This is a genomic window from Tamaricihabitans halophyticus, assembly GCF_004340875.1.
Lineage (GTDB): Bacteria > Actinomycetota > Actinomycetes > Mycobacteriales > Pseudonocardiaceae > Tamaricihabitans > Tamaricihabitans halophyticus.
Map to the genome: position 1 here is coordinate 26,234 of NZ_SLXQ01000010.1, position 16,517 is coordinate 42,750.

Sequence of the window (16,517 nt, forward strand, 5' to 3'; positions counted from 1 at the left end):
AATCGTTCGGCTGGCGCCGTGGGGGCGTGTTACCGTTGCGTATCCGGATCGGATAACGGAGATATCAGGGAGGTGTGGTCATGGCTGTCGTTGCGGTCGCCGCTGGGCAAATGTCGACCAACCACACACTCCCGGTCCTCGGCTGAGCGTTCGCACCACTACTCGCTCGCCGCGGCCCTGAACGCAAGGGTGCTACTCCGTTGTCTACTCATGAGAATTCTTCTGCTGGCATGCCTTCTGGCGTGCCGGACAATACCTGCTATCTAGATCAGTTCGGCTGGAACGACGCGGTGGCTCGTTCTTTCGCCGAATACCGCGCCGAAGGGCTGCGGCCCGCGCGGGTAGCCAGGACCGAGCGGGGCCAGTGCATGCTGGTCACCACGGACGGTGCACGAAGCGCTGAGCTGGCTGAGGCGTTACGCGGCGCTGATCCCATGTCCGCGCCCTGTACCGGCGACTGGGTAGCCTGGCAGCCGGGTGACCCGGACACCGTGCGCGCGGTGCTGCCGAGGCAGACCACACTGGCTCGCTCCTCGGCTTCCGGGCGTTCCGAAGGTCAGGTGCTGGCGACCAATGTCGACATCGTGGTGATCGTCGCTTCGCTCACCGCCACCATCGTGCTCAGCCGGATCGAACGGTTCCTCGCGCTCGCCTGGGAAAGCGGGGCGCAGCCCGTCGTCGCGCTGACCAAAGCGGATGAGGCCGAGGATCCGGATGGCGCGCTCGCCGAGGTTTCCTCGGCGGCGGCCGGCGCGGAGGTGTTCGCGATCAGTGCGGTAACCGGATCCGGAATGGCCGAACTGACCGCCGCGCTCACCGGCACAATCGTGCTGATTGGACCGTCCGGTACCGGAAAGTCCACCCTCGGCAACGCGTTGCTTGCCGAGGATCGGCTAGCCGTTGGCCGGGTCCGCGGCCAGGACGGGAAAGGACGGCACACCACGACGAGCAGGGAGCTGGTCGCCCTGCCGTCCGGTGGGGTGCTGATCGACACTCCCGGACTGCGCGGGGTGGGCCTATGGGCGGCCGAAGACGCGACCGGGAATGGGGTGCAGCAAGCGTTTCCGGAGATCGAGGAGCTGGCCGAACAGTGCCGGTTCCGCGATTGTGGCCACGACGCCGAACCGGGCTGCGCGGTACTCGCCGCGCTGGATGCGGGCGAGTTGCCGATGCGCAGGCTGGCCAGCTACCGGAAGTTGTTGCGAGAGAACGAATGGATCGCTTCGCGCAGCGACGCGCGCAAGCGAGCCGAGCGGACAAGGCAGACCAAGGTGATTACCAAGTCGCTCAGGCAGACCTACAAGTTCCGCAACCGCTGATCGGCGGGGCCGGCCGTGCCGCCTTCCCGGCAGGACTCGGGGAGGCGGCACGTGCTTACCGTGCTTTCTTTGGCAGGGCGAAATCGATGGTCTCGGTGGCCACCCTGCGCTCGTGGGTCGAGACGGGGCCGAGTCCACCCAGTGCGCTGATCACCTCATCCACCAGCCGCGGTGGCGCCGAGGCGCCCGCGGTCAGGCCAATCGTATGTCGATCAGCCAACCATTCCGGCCGGATCTCCTGGGGTGTGTCGATCCGTTCGGCCGCGACCCCCAACCGGTGCGCGAGTTCCACCAGCCGCACGGAGTTGGACGAGTTCGCGGAACCGACGACCAGCACCAGATCCGCATCGGCGCAGACCGCGTGCAACGCATCCTGCCGGTTCGTGGTGGCATAACAGATATCGTCGGAGTTTGGCCCGCGAGCGGCGGGAAACCTGGCGCGCAGGGCGCGGACGATCTGCTGTGCTTCGTCCACCGCGAGCGTGGTTTGCATCAGATAGCTGATCCGCCGTGGATCGGGCACCTCGAGGGTGGCCACCTCGTCGACGCTTTCCACCACGACGGTGTGTTCCGGCGCCTCGCCACGGGTGCCGACGACCTCCTCGTGTCCACGATGGCCGATCAATACGATGGTATCGCCCCGAGCCGCGAACCGGCGAGCTTCGTGATGCACCTTGCTGACCAATGGACAGGTCGCGTCAATCACGTCCAGTTCACGCTCGCGCGCCTGGCTGTGTACCTCGGGCGCGACGCCGTGCGCGGAGAACACCACCGTCGCACCAGCCGGCACCTCGTCCAGCTCCTCGACGAATACCGCACCCCGTTCGGCCAGATCATCGACGACCGCGGTGTTGTGCACGATCTGCTTGCGCACATACACCGGACTTCCGCGTTTTTCCAACACTCGTTCGACAACATCGATGGCTCGTTCCACTCCGGCGCAGAACGATCGTGGCCCGGCGAGCAGGATCCGGCGGGGGTGGGCGACCGCGGACCACGCGGCGATACTTGTGCTCATCGCGGTGAGCTCCGGGCGGGTTTCGGCCGCGGCCGCGAACAGCCCTGGGCCGTCGAAGGGATTTGGCGCGCGCAGCCCAATGAGATCGGCGAACCCTGATCGGTCCAACTGGGTGAGTATCACCCTTCGGGTCGAGATCCCCTGCCGGGCCATGCTGCCTTCCAGCAGCGGCATCGCTGGGTAGTCCTCAGGATCTCCTCCGGCGTGGTTCAGTCGGGTGGCCAGCGCGACTGAACCAGATCCTGGTGGGTCCGCGTGCGCCGGAAACAGTTCACAATCGAGCGTGTTCATGCGTGGCACGGCTCCTAGTGATCGCGGGCGGTGATCAGCTCGGCGAGGCGGTGCAGATCCTGAGCCGCCCGCGGCTCCGGGTTGGCCGCCGCCAAGTAGTCGAGCGCGGCGCGATGTCGTTGCGCGATCTGCTCGAGCGCCCAGGCCCGGCCGCCGGCACGTTCGACCAGTTCGGCCGCGGTGCTCAGCTGTGCGGTGGAAAGCGCGGTTGGCCGTGCGTAGAGTTCGGTGAACTCCCGCGCGGCCGCGTTATCCGCGTTCATGGCCGCGGCTACCGGCAGCGATTTCTTGCGTGTGGCCAGATCCGAGTACACCGGTTTACCCGTTCGTTCCGGCGAACCCCAGATGCCAAGGAGATCATCCACCAGCTGGAAAGCAATGCCCAGCTGGGTGCCGAAGGAGCCGAGCAACCGGACCTGTTCGGTTGTGCCGCCACCGACTAGTGCGCCAAGTTCGCAGGCGCAGTTGAGTAGCGCGGCGGTTTTGCATTCGGCCATGGCGAAACACTCGGCAACGGAGACGGTTTCCCGCCCCTCGAAGGCAACATCACGTGCCTGGCCGTCACAGAGCCGAAGTAGCGCGGTGGACAGCTTCGGGACGGCGGCACTGGATTCGGCCGCGAGAATCTCGGTCGCGAGCATCAACAGCGCATCGCCGGCCAGAATCGCGGCCGAGTCGCCGAATACCGTCCACACCGTCGGTCGATGGCGGCGGGTGCTGTCCCTGTCCATCACATCGTCGTGCAGCAGGGTGAAGTTGTGCGCAAGCTCGACCGCGACGGCGGCTTGCAACGCAGCGGTTTCCCGCCCGCCGACCGCCCGGGCGCAGGAACCGACCAGCAGCGGACGGATTGCCTTGCCAGATGGCGCGGAGATGGGTTCGCCAGCTTCGTTCTGCCAACCGAAGTGATATGACACGCAGTCACGCACGGACTCGGGCAAGCGGGTGATCGCGTCCCGCAGCTCGGTCACCACGAGTTCCCGAAAATGATCTCGCTGTGGTGGCACCCTCGCTGAGGTAGGGGAAGCGGTGGTGGTTTCGGCCGTCATAGGCGGCCTCCATTCGCACGCGTTTTGTGGTTACACCATCACCCAGAGTACAAAATGGTTGGCGGCTAACGCTAGCGTACGTTTCAGCGAATCAGACGAGTCGCACTTTCTTCCCGATCCGAACTGTCTACAGTGTACTGATGAGATAGGGTGGCAGATCAGTGCTAGCCGAGCGAGATCCGAACCTCGCCGCCGTCCGGTCGTGCACCGGAAAGCATCTCGCTCGGAATCCGGAACACCCTGCCCGGCACCGCTGGCCAGGGCAATCGACGTTGCGCGATAACCCGGCCGCCTTGCCGTGCCACGACTTTCGGGAACGGGACGTAGCCGTCGACCCAGGCGAGCAAGCGCTTGCGGGCGGGTGGTCGCGCGCCGACTCGCTGGATCATCGGGGCTATCCACCGCAGTGGTTGATCCGCCGTGATCCGCACATGCTGGCCATCACGCCGTTGTTCGGCAAGATAGTCAAGGACACCCGCTGCCACCTGCACCCCGTCGAGCGCCGCGATATCGGCGGTGTCCACCGGATGCAGCACATTACCTGCGGCGAACAATCCCGGTCGGTCGGTACGCAGCTCGGTATCCACGACCGGCCCACGCGTTGCGGGATCCAGCGCTATCCCCGCGGACCGGAACAACTCGTTGTCCGGAATCCAATCACCGGTCAGCACCACGGTATCGCACGGTATGGTCGTGCGGTTACCGCTCGGCGACTCCTCGATTTCCACCGCCCGCACCCGTGGGCTGCCGATGATCCGGGTCACCCTAGTGCTGGTACGCACCGGGACTCGCAGTAAGTGCTTGCCAGGCAGGGAAAACAGAGAGTACGCCTCGACGCGCGGCTGCTCGCTGGTCATCAGCACGGTTTCGCAGCCCGCATGCCGCAGGGTCAGCACGGCCGACCAGCTCACCAGCTCGCTACCGACGATCACGGCGCGACGACCGACCGCGCGCTCCTGCAAGTGCACCATATTCTGCAGGTAACCGGTGGTGTAGACGCCATCGGCGCGATCACCGGGGATCATCCGCGCGCTGCGCGGCCGCTCCCGCGCGCCGGTCGCCACCACCACCGCTCTGGCGTGTACCTCGAAAAGCCCGTCCGGACTGGTCACCTCGAGACCACCGGTGGCCGACCAGCCGGTCACCATCGCCGAGCTACGCAGTACGGCGCCGGCGCGCTCCGCCGCGCGGACCATCCGCGTGGCGTACGCCGGACCACCGAACATCCTGCGCTCATCCCGGATGCCGAAGCCAGTATGCGCGCAGTGCCGGGGAATTCCGCCCGCGCGTGACTCGCGGTCCAGCACGAGTACAGCGCCGGAAACGGCCGGCGCCAGCTCGCGAGCGGCCCGCAGCCCTGCCGGGCCACCGCCCACGATGGCCACGTCCGGTTCCAGCCGGGCACGTGCCGCGGTCATCGGGACTCCTCCTCGTTGGCAGGTGCATCGGCGGGTTCTTCGTTGATCGCTTCGGCGAGCATGCCGGTCACCGTGGCGCCGCAGTAAAAGCCTTGGCAGCGACCGTTCATCGCCCTGGTCCGCCGGCGCAGCCCGCCGAGGTCCCGTGGCGGGATGGTGCTGTGCAACGCATCGCGGATCTCTCCCCGGGTGACCCGTTCACAGAAACAGGTCACCGTGCCGTACTCCGGATCGCGCGCGATGCGCTCCGCGTCCGCGTACGGGCGCAGGCCGGCCTCGCCGATGTTCGGCATCCGCGGTGGCGCGGGCAGGGCGGTTCGTTCGGTGAGCCGGAGCCCAGCCTTGCCCAGCTGGTCCACCAGGTACTCCGCGACGGCCATACTGGAAGTCAGCCCGGTGGAACGAATCCCGCCGGCCACGGCATAGCGCTGTCGATCGTCCACCTCGATGAGGTAGTCGCCAAGATTGCTTGCCGCGCGCAACCCCGCGTAGCTCGCGGTCACCTCCTCGTCCAGCAACGCCGGCATGATTCGCTCGCCCTTGTCCCGCAAGAAAGCAAAACCATCGGCGGAGGTCGAGCTGTCCTCGCGATCCTCGCGGTCCTCGGCGGTCGGGCCGAGCATCACGTTGCCATAGATCGTGGGACTGATCAGCACACCTTTACCGAGTTTGCTCGGCACGGGCAGGACAATCGGGTCCACCAGCGACCTTGCCTGCTTGTCGTAGACGAGCAGTTCGCCCCGGCGCGGGTGTAGCTGAAAGCGGTCGAAGCCGAACAGGGCGTCGATCGTGTCGGAGCCGAGCCCGGCGGCGTTCACCACCCAGCGGGCACGCACCTCACCCGCGTTGGTGTGCAGCACCGTGTACTCGGACTCGCGGCGGACCGAGCTGACCCGATGTGCCCGGCGCAACCGGGCGCCACGGTTGACCGCATCGGTGGCCAGCGCCAGAGTGGCGGTCCAGGTACAGATGATCGACTCGTCGGGCACGGTCAATCCGCCAAGCGCGCCGGGGCCGAGCGCGGGAATTCGCCGGTACACCTCGTCCGCGTCGATGATCTCGGTTTCCCGGTAGCCGTTGCGTTCGGCCTTCTCGCGCAGCCCCGGTAGGGCCGCCAGTTGCTCGGCGTCCCAGGCAACCAGCACGGCACCGGTTGGTTCGTACGGGATACCCGTACGGTCGGCGTAGTCCTTCAGCAGGTGGTAGCCCTCGGCGACCAGCCGGGACTCCAATGTGCCCGGTGCCGCGTCGAACCCGGTGTGCAGGATCGCGGTATTGGCCTTACTCGTCCCGTCACCCACGTCATCGCGCGCGTCCAGCAGCGTCACGTCCAGCTGGTATCCGGAAAGCAGCCGGGCTATCGCCGAACCGACGACCCCGGCGCCGATCACCGCGACGTCGGCTGGTTCACTGCCGGCGTCCTGCGGGGCAATCATGGTGTCTCCTTGCTGATCGCTGCCCGATCAACCGCATCGCGCCAGCGAGCGCGGAACTCCGCCGCGGTCCGTTCGGGTAGTTGGGGGGAGAAACTGGTACTTGGCGCCCAGCTGACGATCGCCTCGGGCAGTGCCAGCTCCGGCGCGTACGCGGTGCGCGCGAAGGCGGCGGCGCCCAACGCGGTCGCATGCGCCGAGGGATACACCTCGACCTGGATCTGTAGGAGATCCGCGAGGGTTTGCAGTAGTACCCGACTTCGGGTGAGTCCACCGTCCACCCGCAGGCTGCGCAGCGGGCGGCCGAGGTCCCGGCTCGCGCAGTCGGCGAGCTCGGCGACCTGCGCCGCGATCCCGTCCAGCACCGCCTTGATCACATGTCCGGCCGAAGTGGACAGTGTCATGCCGGTGAGCGCCGCGGTGGCGGTGGGTTCCCACCATGGCGCGGACAGTCCGGCGAGCGCCGGCACGCAGAGCACGCCGCCCGCGTCGTGGGCGGCGAGCCGGTCCAGCTCCGCCGCGTCACCGAGCAACCCGAGGTCCTGTAACCAGCGCACGGCCGAGGCGGCGGTGGGAACCTGGCCGTCCAAGCAGTACGTGGTTTGCCCACGTACCCGCCAGGCGACCGAGGAAGCCAGTCCGGCGGTCGATCGTGCCGCGGAGGTGCCCATATTGGTCAGTAGGAAGGCCCCGGTGCCGAAGGTGCATTTCGCTTCGCCGGGGTCGAGACAGGACTGGGCAAGCAGTGCAGCCTGCTGGTCGACGACCAGACCACCAACCGGAATCGCCCTGCCGAACGCGGTCGTCTCGCCGATCACCTCGTCGCAGGCGACGATCCGCGGCAACCGCTCGCCGTCAAGGCCGAACAGCGTGAGCAGTTCGGCGTCCCAACCTCCGTCGGTATCTCCAGCCAGGGAGTCCAGATTCGTCAGCAGCGACCGGGAAGCGGTGGCCGCATCGGTGACGAACTCGCCGGTGAGCTGGTGCAGCAACCAAGTGTCCGATGTGGTCACTACGCCGCCCGTGCCGTGGTTGTCGCGAATCCATCGCATCTTGGGCGCGGAGAAGTACGGGTCGAGTACCAACCCGGTCCGCTCGGCGACGAGTTCCGCCGAATCACTGAGGTTGCGGCAGATATCCGCGGACCTCCGGTCCTGCCAGACCACCGCGTTGCTCAGTGCTCGTCCCGTCGCAGGATCCCAGGCAAGTACCGTCTCGCCCTGGTTCGCGAGGGTGACGCAGTCGATCGGCACACCGGCCTGGGCGACGGCGGCACGTCCGGATTCCAGTACCGATTCCAGTAGCTCGGCGGGATCCTGCTCGACGCCGCCGCCGGCGAGATAATCGGGGCGAACCGGCAGTTCCACCACACCGCGCACCTGATCGTCGCCATCCACCACCATCGCCTTGGTGCCCGAGGTTCCCTGGTCGATGGCCAGTACGACGGTCATACCGACTCTCCCTTGGCCGAGTCCGGGCAGATGATCCGGCCCCCGGCGCCAGTGATCGTGCGGGCCAGTTCCTCGGGTGGATAGCGATCAGTGATCACGCCGCCGGTCTGTTCCAGTGGCGCCACCCGGTAGGGCGCGATCCGCTGGTGCTTACCGCTGTCCGCGAGTACGTAGTTCATCGCGGAGTTGCGCATGATGATCCGGCGGACATGACATTCGTCGAGATAGAAGTCGGTCAGCCCGGCTTCGGCGTGTACCCCGCCGGAACCAAGGAAAGCCACGTCCGCGAATACGTCGTCGAAGAAGTTCTGCGCGGCTGGGCCGGACAGTGCCAGGTCACCCTTGCGCATCCGGCCGGCGCTGAGGTGGACCTCGATACCGCTTGCCTCGGCCAGCTCGTTGGCCACCAGTACCGAGCAGGTCAGCACGACGCCGGTGAACTCACCAGCCAGCGCGCGGGCCACCTGCATCGCCGTGGTGCCCACGTCGATGACGACGGTCTGTCCTGGTTGCAGCACGCTCAGGGCGAGCGTGCCAATCACCGATTTGGCCTCGTTCGCGGATCCGGACCGTTCCGCGAACGGCGCTTCGTCGCCAAGGTGGTTGGTGCGAGTGGCGCCACCGCGAACGCGTCGCAGCAGGCCCTTGGTCTCGAGCTCGGCAAGATCGCGGCGAATGGTCTCGGTGGAAACCCGCAGCAACTCGGCAAGCTCCACGGTCGATACGACGCGATCGCCCTGGACGGCTTGGGCGATTCGAGCGTGCCGTTCGGCTGCGAGCATGGCGTCCGACCGTTTCTGTGGAAAGTTGTGACTAGTTGTGGAGAGTATGGCCAGTGCTGGCTGTTCTCGTCAAGGCGGCAGTCCGGGCCGTAAGGGCATCACCTCGGGTATTCGGTGCGTATCCGACGGTGAACAGGGTGTTTCGAAATGATCTCCAGCACAAGAGGGGCTTGCCAATAACCACAGAAACAGTCAACATTGCTCATCTAAAGGCAGAAACACACGCTTTCAGTCATGGTGTTCGCCGTACCCGCTGTGCCTGTCGGGAGGCACGACATAACCCAGGAAGTGTTATGACCGAGAAGTACGCGATGGTTATCGCTTTCACCGTCTTGTTGATTGGTCTTGCCTACCGGTCGTACCGGCGGATCAAGAGCTACCAGGACTACAACCTGGCAGGGCGAAACACCGGGTTTCCCGCGTTGGTCGCCACGTTGGGCGCGGCGGAGTTCAACACCGCGACGCTGATTGGTGGCGCCTCGGTCGCCTACCTGTATGGCACCGTGGGGCTCTGGTACACGTCGTTCATCTTCGTCTTTGTCTTCGGGATCTACGCGTTCACCGTGGCGAAGCCCTATCGCCGACTGCGTATCGCGACGATCGCGGAGTTCTTCGAGCGGCGTTTCCACGGCCGACTGGCAGAGACGACACGGGCACTGGCCAGCGTGGTCACCCTGACGTTCACCTGGATCGCGCCGGCCACCTATCTTGCTGGACTGTCCGTTGTGGCCTCCGTGCTGCTCGGGGTCGATCCACTCACGACGGTCATTGTGATCACCACGCTGTGTCTGTTCCTGGCACTGGCCGGTGGGTTCATGACCGCCGTCTCGTTCGACGTCGTCGCCTACACGATGATCGTGATCTTCGTGCCAGTGATCTTCTTCGTCGGCTTCTTCAACGCGGGAGGGTTCGGCGAGCTGAGCAAGGTCTTCGATCCGGAGTACCTGTCCTTCGAGCCCATCTGGGACCTGGACAACTACGGTTTCGCCGCGATCATGACCTGGTGTTTGCAGAACATCCTGCTGTATGTCGCGGCGCCGTGGTACGGCCAGCGGATCTTCTCCGCGCGTAACGAACGCATCGCCTACCGCGCGATGCTCACCAACACCGTGCTGATCGTGGTGCTCTACGCGCTGGTCGCACTGGCCACGATGTTCAGCAGGGTCGTGTTGCCCAATCTGGACAACCCAGAGGAAGCGCTTCCCAGACTGGTACTCGAGTACACGCCGCCCATCATTCAAGGGCTGCTACTGGTGACGTTGTTGCTGGTCGGGATCAGCACGATGGTCGCGATCTGGAACTCCGCGGTGTCGATCGTGGTCAACGACCTGCTCAAGCGGTACCTGTTCCGGGCGCGTACCGACCGGTTCTACGTGCTCTCCAGCCGGGTCGTCTTCCTCGTGCTCGGCGCCTCGACGTTGGTCTTCGCGCTCACCTTCGTCGGCAATATCCTGCTCGCGCTCACCTATGTTTCGGTGTACACGGCGATGCTCGCGTTCCCGATTCTCGCCGGTCTGTACTGGAAGCGGTTCACCACCGAGGCGGCACTGAGCTCGCTTGCGGTCGGCGTCGGGTACGTGACCGTGGCGTTGCTTGCCAACTTCCCCTATCACCTGGTCAGTCCGGTTGGGATCGTGCTGAGCGCGATCGTCGGCACCACGGTGACCTTTGCGCGGCGCAAGACGACGGTTGATCCTAGGGTAGAAGAGTTCTTCGCGATCGCGCACGGCAGGAAGGAGCTCAACCATGCAGAGGTCTGATCGCGACTACCTTCGGATGCGAGAACAGGGCGATATCCTGAATATCACCGGTTACGCGAACCGGTGGGGCGTTCGTGCGGGAGAGTCGATCGCGTTCTGCGTGAGTACCAACCGGGATACCTACGATGCCGATATCGTGGAACTGCTTGGTGGGATGACCGATCCGAGCTCGACGGAACTGCCGCTGCGCGAAGTCGCCACCCCGGTCAGCGGCAGCTACCCGGGCGCGATCCAGCACACCGACCCCGGTTCGTACGCGACGTTGCCGCTGCCGGCCGACTGGCTCGGCACCAAGGCCTTCAGCCTGCAGCTGCGGTTTCTGCCCACCTTGCCAGAAGCTGGGCACGAGCAGGTCATTTTCAGCTCGGCGGACGCCGAGCAGCGTAACCAGCTCAAGCTCGCGCTGAGCGCCGAGGGCCAGCTGCGATTCGCCCTGCGCGGGGTGGACACCCCCGAGGTCGAGTTGGTCTCGGCTATCGAACCGCGCGCAGGGTGTTGGTTCTCGGTGAGCGTGGTCGGGGATGCCGGAACCGGACTGCTGCGGCTGCACGCCGCACAGGAATCCGGGTGGCAGCGCCACATCCAAGCGGAAACGACGGAAACCTCGGGGACGACGGTAAGCGCCGTGCTGGCCGCGCTCGCGGGTGCCCGGCTCACCGATACACATCTGGCTGGCGCGACCGTGTGGATCGACGGTTCGCGATACGTCGACGATCACTTCAACGGCAAGGTCGAGAACCCGCGGTGCTACGCGCGTGCGCTGACCGGAGCCGAGGTGGCCGCGGCGCGGAATGGTGCCGCCGTACGCGCGACCGGACTGATTGCCGACTACGACTTCGGAGCGGAGTTCGCCGGTACGACATTGCGGGACGTATCCGGGAACAACCGGCACGGTGTGCTTTACCAGTCCCCGCAGCGTGGGGTCACCAGCAGCGCCTGGGATGGGCGCTTCACCGATTACACGGTGGCTCCTGAGCACTATGCGGCCGTGCACTTTCACGAAGACGACCTCGAGGACGCCGCGTGGCAGCAGTCCGTGAGTTGGGACGTGCCAAGCGATACCCCACCCGGTGCATACGCGCTGCGGCTGCGGATCGACGGCGAGCTCGACTACATCCCGTTCTTCGTGCGGCGCCCCGCGAACGCGTCGGCCAAGGTGCTCTTCCTGGTGCCCAGCTTCACGTACCAGGCCTATGCGAACGAGCAGCTGTTCCAGTCGGGCCTGCAGGAAGACTTCATGGTTCACCGGATGTCCCTCGCCCCGCAGGACGAGTTCATGGTCAGCCATATGGAAGTGGGGAAATCGCTCTACGACACGCATTCCGACGGCAGCGGGGTGACCTACTCCTCGCGGTTGCGTCCGGTGCTGAACATGCGTCCGCACTACCACAACTGGCTTTCCGGGCATGTCCGGCATCTGGCGGCAGACCTGTTCATCCTTGGCTGGTTGCGCTCCTTGGGCGAGGATTACTCGTTCGACATCGCGCTCGATGAGGACCTGCACCGGGAAGGTCCGAGCCTGCTTTCCCGCTACCGCACCGTAGTGACCGGCTCGCATCCCGAGTACTGGACCCGGAACATGATGGATTCGCTTTCCGGCTACCTTGGCGATGGCGGCCGGCTCATGTACCTGGGTGGGAACGGGTTCTACTGGGTCACCAGTGCCTTCGAGGACCGGCCGCATCTGGTCGAGGTTCGCAGGGGCAATTCGGGAACACGGTGTTGGGATTCGCCACCCGGCGAGCTGGTGCACAGTGCGAGCGGCGATCGTGGTGGGTTGTGGCGATTCAACGGGTATGTTCCGCAACAGCTGGTTGGTATCGGTATGGCAGCCCAGGGTTGGGGGAAGGCGGCAGGATACGAGCGGCTACCGGACAGCTTCGACGAGCGCGCGACGTTCATCTTCGCCGGGTTGGCCGACGATGAGCCGATCGGCGAGTTCGGCTACGTGCTCGGCGGCGCGGCCGGCGATGAGGTTGACCGGTTCGGTTTCGATCTCGGCACACCCGCGCACGCGCTGCGGTTGGCGACCTCGACCGAACTGGACGATCGCTATCAGATCACGCAGGAAGAGCTGCTGATGACCGCGCCGGGACAGGGCGGTACGGAGAACGAGCTGGTTCGCTCCGATCTGACCTACTTCGAGATCGACGGTGGGGGAGCGGTGTTCTCGGTTGGCTCGATCTGCTGGGCGGGCAGCCTGGCGTGGAACGACTACCAGAACAACGTAGCCACACTCTCCGGCAATGTCCTGGCCAAGTTCGTCCAGGACTGATCGCGACCCCGTTCCGTGACTCACGCCCGCGCTTTCGCGCAATAAACGGAGTCCCGGGTATTGGGTAGGCGAGCCACAGCCCCTATCGTTGGATGACGAGTCCTAGCGTGCTACGCCGGGAATATTGTCAGCGCGCCCGTGGTTGTCGCGGGTACTTCGGCGCGACAGCCGGCCGGTAGCCACGGCTGGACCCGTGGGTCCGGTAGTCAGGGGCGAGAGGCGATGTGGCATGCCTAGCGTGTTTCAACGGGTATGGCGCTGGCTGCGCGATTTCGAGCGAGAAGTCCAGCGCGGGTCTGACCTGCGACCGCTACGGGCGGACGAATCGACACAGCGGCTGTTCACACCGTGGGAACCAGCCGTTGACTGCATCGAGCAGCGCGACCGGTTCGTGATCCGCGCTGACCTGCCTGGGATCCGGGCGGCCGATCTCGACTACCGGCTGACCCGCCGGGGCTTCACGCTTTCCGGGATTCGCCAGGCGGCGCCCCGCACGGGATGCTGCCTCGGCGATGTGCCGGTGGGTCCGTTCCGCCGGATCGTGACGATCCCCTCGGCGCTCACCGAGACCAAGATCCTGTGCGCCACGCTGCACGACGGGATCCTCGAAGTGACCATCGGCGGTCGTCGTGGCATCGGGCGGGGCGCCACGGAATGAGACGGTTGCCTTCTCGTGTACGGCAACGTTTAGCGTCGGGTAAATGCGGATCGGTGAACTTGCCAAGCGTGCTGGGACGACTACCCGTGCGTTGCGCTTCTACGAGTCTTTGGGGCTGCTGGGGGCGCGGCGCGCCGCGAACGGCTACCGGGAGTACGACGAGGCGGACTGCCGGTTAGTTCGCGAGATCCAGATGCTGCAGGCCATCGGATTCAGCCTGGAGGACACCAAACCCTTCGTCGCTTGCCTGCGAGCAGGAAACGAGATGGGTGATTCGTGCGCCGATTCGATCGCCGTCTACCGGCGCAAACTGGGCGAGGTGGATGCCTATATCGCCCAGCTCGAAGCCGTTCGCGCGGACCTTTCGGCCAAGCTGGCCGGCGCGCTGCACCGGGAGACCGGGCGGTGTCCAGTCGGGCGAACCGTAGGCGCGAGCGAGGATGGGCAGGACTGATGGTGACGGCGAGATCCGGCGAGATCACGACGGTTTCCGAAGCGACCTTCGAGGAGGCCGTGCTCGGTTCGCGGGGCCCGGTGGTGGTGTACTTCTGGGCGCGCTGGTGCCCGCATTGCCCGATGATCGCCGCGGTCCTCGGGGAGATCGCCGCAGAGCGAGCGGATTCGCTTGCGGTGTGCAAAGTCGACGCGGACGCGAATCCGTTGCTGACGCGCGGCTATCAGGTCATGTCGCTGCCTACCGTACTGCTGTTCGTCGCCGGGCAGCCGGTGCGTTCGGTGGTTGGCGCGCGGTCGAAGTCTCGGCTGCTCGCCGAGCTGGACGACGCGCTGCGACTGGAGCTCGGCTAATCCTGGTACGTCAGCCCGAGCATCCCGCTGAGTTCGCGCAAGCACTCTTCGAAGACCGGCTCCGCATCGGCGTAGGCGAAGTCCAGCTGATGCAGCACTTCCATGCACAGCAGGCCGTAGAGCCGGATCCAGCAGGTGAGGTACACATGCGCGGCCGCCGGCGGCAAGCGGGATTCGATCGTCGTCACGTAGTCCGTTAGCTGCGCGCGCATACTCGGCGCCAGCTCGTCGAGTTCGGGAACCTCGAACGGGCGCTGCTGCCAGAGCACGACGACTTGGTCGAGGAAGATCTGCTCGAACCGGTGCACCGCGGCCAGTCGCGTCGCGTCAGGACAGTCCCGAAGCTGCGCCGGGCTGGCGAAGATCCAGCCGAACTCCGCCGGGTGGGCGATGGCCCAGGCACGCATACCGCGACAGGTCGCGAGCAGCCGGCGGTCCACGTCGCCCGCCGGCTGCGCGTCCCGTGCGCCTTCCATCGCTTCGCTTAGCTCGCGGAAGAACTCCGTGGTGACCGCGCCGACGAGTTCGTCGTGCCCGGTGAAGTAGTGGTACAGCGCCGGCCCGCTCATGCCGACTTCCCTGGCAACCGCGTTGATCGTCACCGCAGCCGAGCCGCCCGTGGTCAACAGCTTCCGCGCGGCGGCGTGAATATCCGCCAGCGTCGCCTGCCGTAACCGGTCCCGCCGACTCGTGCTCCGTGTCGTCACTGCCGTCCCTTCTCCTCGATACGTTGACAGCCTAGACCATCTATGCATACTTAATACATCTAGATTATCTAGAGATATTAAGGAGTCAGATGAGAACCACCCGACGTAACCCGCTGGCCCGTTCGCTGGCGAAGTACGTGGTGACCGCGCGAATCAGCGAGACCGAGCTGGTCACGCCGACAATGCAATGGATTCGCCTGGTGGCCGATCAGCCGATCAGCTTCGCCTACCGGCCCGGCCAGCACATTCGGGTTCAGCTGCACGATCCGCTTTCGCTGTACGGGATCGTGCGGCCGGCCGAGACGCTGCGCACCTACACGATCTGGCGATTCGATCCCGCCGAACGTGCCGTGGAGCTACGGGCGCATCTTTACGAAGGGGACGGGATCGGGCTGCGGTGGGTGCGGTCCGTGCGGCCAGGTGACCCCGTGACGTTCTGGTGGCCGCAGAGTGACTACCACACCGGCGACGCGTCATACCACCTGTTTGCCGGGGAGGAAACGGCAAGTGCCGCATTCGGGCCGATGACCGCCGCGCTCGCCGCCAGCGAGCGGGTGTACGGCGTGCTGGAAAGCGAGAATCCGGCGCAGGACCCGCCGATGCCCGGACCGCACCAGTTTCACCGGGTGTACCGGCACGGTGCCTCCGCTGTCGCGTCCGAGGCGCTGATCAACGCGGTGACCACACTGGACTTGCCCGCGGATCCGGGTGCCGCGTACCTCGCGGGCGAGGCGAGAACGTGTCAGCGGATTCGGGATCACCTGGTGCGGGATCGTGGCTGGCCGCGTACCGCGATCAAGGTCAAACCGTTCTGGGCGGTGGGTAAACGGGGTCTGCACTGAGTGTGGCGGCTGTGCCGGAATGCGAGGCTAAACGGTTCGCGGGCAGGCGATCACGTGGCTACGCTGGCGAGAATCCAGTGAACTCCTGCCGGTAGGGAGGAATCCGTGCCAGCTGCCGCGCGGTACACCGCATTGTCGCCGCACCTTTCGCTGCCGGCGGTCGACAAGGAGATCCTGCGATTCTGGCGCGAGCACGACATTTTCGCCCGCAGCCTCGCCCAAACCGAGGATGGCGCGGAATGGGTGTGTTATGAAGGGCCACCCACCGCGAATGGCAGACCCGGCGTGCACCACGTCGAAGCTCGGGTGTTCAAGGACGTCTTTCCGCGATACCAGACAATGCGAGGATTCCACGTGCGGCGCCAGGCAGGCTGGGACTGCCATGGGTTGCCGGTGGAGATCGCGGTGGAGAAGGAGCTCGGGCTGGCTCGGGAAATCGTTCGCCTGGTACAGGCCGCCCGCAAGGAAGCCGGGTTCGCGGTGACCGATCGTATTCGGCTGTTCTGGTCCGCTGCCGGCGCCACCGCTGAAGCGATGCGGGAGCACGCCGAGGACATCGCGGACACGGTGCTTGCCACCGAGGTCACCGAGCGCGTGTCCGGTACAGCCGGCGGTCCGCACGAATGGGCCGGCGAGGAAACCGAGCTGGGCATTCGATTCTGGCTGACGAGGTAGGCTCCCGGCAGAACCTGGACGTGAGCATGGCA

15 protein-coding genes are annotated in these 16,517 nt (G+C 65.8%); 8 read left to right on the top strand and 7 right to left on the bottom strand.

The window, feature by feature from the left end:
• The first annotated feature begins 230 nt into the window (after positions 1 to 230).
• Positions 231 to 1,319, top strand: coding sequence for a ribosome small subunit-dependent GTPase A (rsgA, locus tag EV191_RS20440; RefSeq protein WP_132878751.1), 1,089 nt, complete (start codon positions 231 to 233; stop codon positions 1,317 to 1,319).
• A 55-nt stretch (positions 1,320 to 1,374) separates the two neighbouring features.
• Here the strand turns inward: rsgA and ispH are convergent, their stop codons facing one another.
• From ispH to EV191_RS20470, 6 genes are all read right to left on the bottom strand, one after another.
• On the bottom strand, positions 1,375 to 2,628 hold the full coding sequence (gene ispH / locus EV191_RS20445; protein WP_132878752.1) for a 4-hydroxy-3-methylbut-2-enyl diphosphate reductase: 1,254 nt from the start codon (positions 2,626 to 2,628) through the stop codon (positions 1,375 to 1,377).
• Positions 2,629 to 2,642: 14 nt separating this feature from the next.
• Positions 2,643 to 3,677, bottom strand: a complete 1,035-nt coding sequence (locus tag EV191_RS20450; protein WP_132878753.1) for a polyprenyl synthetase family protein — start codon at positions 3,675 to 3,677, stop codon at positions 2,643 to 2,645.
• 164 nt (positions 3,678 to 3,841) lie between these two features.
• Positions 3,842 to 5,095 carry an NAD(P)/FAD-dependent oxidoreductase gene (locus tag EV191_RS20455; RefSeq protein ID WP_132878754.1) on the bottom strand — a complete coding sequence of 418 codons (1,254 nt, stop codon included), beginning with the start codon at positions 5,093 to 5,095 and terminating at the stop codon, positions 3,842 to 3,844.
• A complete protein-coding gene (locus tag EV191_RS20460; RefSeq protein WP_132878755.1) occupies positions 5,092 to 6,531 on the bottom strand; it encodes an NAD(P)/FAD-dependent oxidoreductase in 1,440 nt (479 codons plus the stop codon). The genes EV191_RS20455 and EV191_RS20460 overlap by 4 nt, the downstream gene beginning before the upstream one ends.
• Positions 6,528 to 7,979 (bottom strand): FGGY family carbohydrate kinase, encoded by a 1,452-nt coding sequence (locus EV191_RS20465; RefSeq protein WP_132878756.1) that lies wholly within the window; start codon positions 7,977 to 7,979, stop codon positions 6,528 to 6,530. Before EV191_RS20465 ends, EV191_RS20460 begins: the two co-directional genes overlap by 4 nt.
• A complete protein-coding gene (locus tag EV191_RS20470) occupies positions 7,976 to 8,761 on the bottom strand; it encodes a DeoR/GlpR family DNA-binding transcription regulator (RefSeq protein ID WP_132878757.1) in 786 nt (261 codons plus the stop codon). Before EV191_RS20470 ends, EV191_RS20465 begins: the two co-directional genes overlap by 4 nt.
• Before the next feature lie 293 nt (positions 8,762 to 9,054).
• Between EV191_RS20470 and EV191_RS20475 the strand changes: the two genes are divergently transcribed.
• The 5 genes from EV191_RS20475 (at position 9,055) to EV191_RS20495 (ending at position 14,261) form a co-directional block, all read left to right on the top strand.
• Positions 9,055 to 10,521 (top strand): sodium:solute symporter family protein, encoded by a 1,467-nt coding sequence (locus EV191_RS20475; RefSeq protein ID WP_132878758.1) that lies wholly within the window; start codon positions 9,055 to 9,057, stop codon positions 10,519 to 10,521.
• The gene (locus EV191_RS20480; protein ID WP_132878759.1) at positions 10,508 to 12,796 is read left to right on the top strand and encodes a N,N-dimethylformamidase beta subunit family domain-containing protein; all 2,289 of its coding nucleotides are present in this window, start codon (positions 10,508 to 10,510) and stop codon (positions 12,794 to 12,796) included. The genes EV191_RS20475 and EV191_RS20480 overlap by 14 nt, the downstream gene beginning before the upstream one ends.
• Before the next feature lie 229 nt (positions 12,797 to 13,025).
• Positions 13,026 to 13,454 carry an Hsp20/alpha crystallin family protein gene (locus EV191_RS20485; RefSeq protein WP_132878760.1) on the top strand — a complete coding sequence of 143 codons (429 nt, stop codon included), beginning with the start codon at positions 13,026 to 13,028 and terminating at the stop codon, positions 13,452 to 13,454.
• A 43-nt stretch (positions 13,455 to 13,497) separates the two neighbouring features.
• A complete protein-coding gene (locus EV191_RS20490; RefSeq protein ID WP_132878761.1) occupies positions 13,498 to 13,908 on the top strand; it encodes a MerR family transcriptional regulator in 411 nt (136 codons plus the stop codon).
• Positions 13,908 to 14,261 carry a thioredoxin family protein gene (locus EV191_RS20495; protein WP_132878762.1) on the top strand — a complete coding sequence of 118 codons (354 nt, stop codon included), beginning with the start codon at positions 13,908 to 13,910 and terminating at the stop codon, positions 14,259 to 14,261. The genes EV191_RS20490 and EV191_RS20495 overlap by 1 nt, the downstream gene beginning before the upstream one ends.
• Here the strand turns inward: EV191_RS20495 and EV191_RS20500 are convergent.
• The gene (locus EV191_RS20500) at positions 14,258 to 14,968 is read right to left on the bottom strand and encodes a TetR/AcrR family transcriptional regulator (RefSeq protein ID WP_243659091.1); all 711 of its coding nucleotides are present in this window, start codon (positions 14,966 to 14,968) and stop codon (positions 14,258 to 14,260) included. The two genes, EV191_RS20495 and EV191_RS20500, sit on opposite strands and share 4 nt — an antisense overlap.
• A gap of 89 nt (positions 14,969 to 15,057) precedes the next feature.
• On the opposite strand from EV191_RS20500, the gene EV191_RS20505 reads away from it, so the two are divergent.
• On the top strand, positions 15,058 to 15,810 hold the full coding sequence (locus EV191_RS20505; RefSeq protein WP_132878764.1) for a siderophore-interacting protein: 753 nt from the start codon (positions 15,058 to 15,060) through the stop codon (positions 15,808 to 15,810).
• Positions 15,811 to 15,915: 105 nt separating this feature from the next.
• Positions 15,916 to 16,485 (top strand): class I tRNA ligase family protein, encoded by a 570-nt coding sequence (locus EV191_RS20510; RefSeq protein ID WP_132878765.1) that lies wholly within the window; start codon positions 15,916 to 15,918, stop codon positions 16,483 to 16,485.
• Positions 16,486 to 16,517 lie beyond the last annotated feature (32 nt).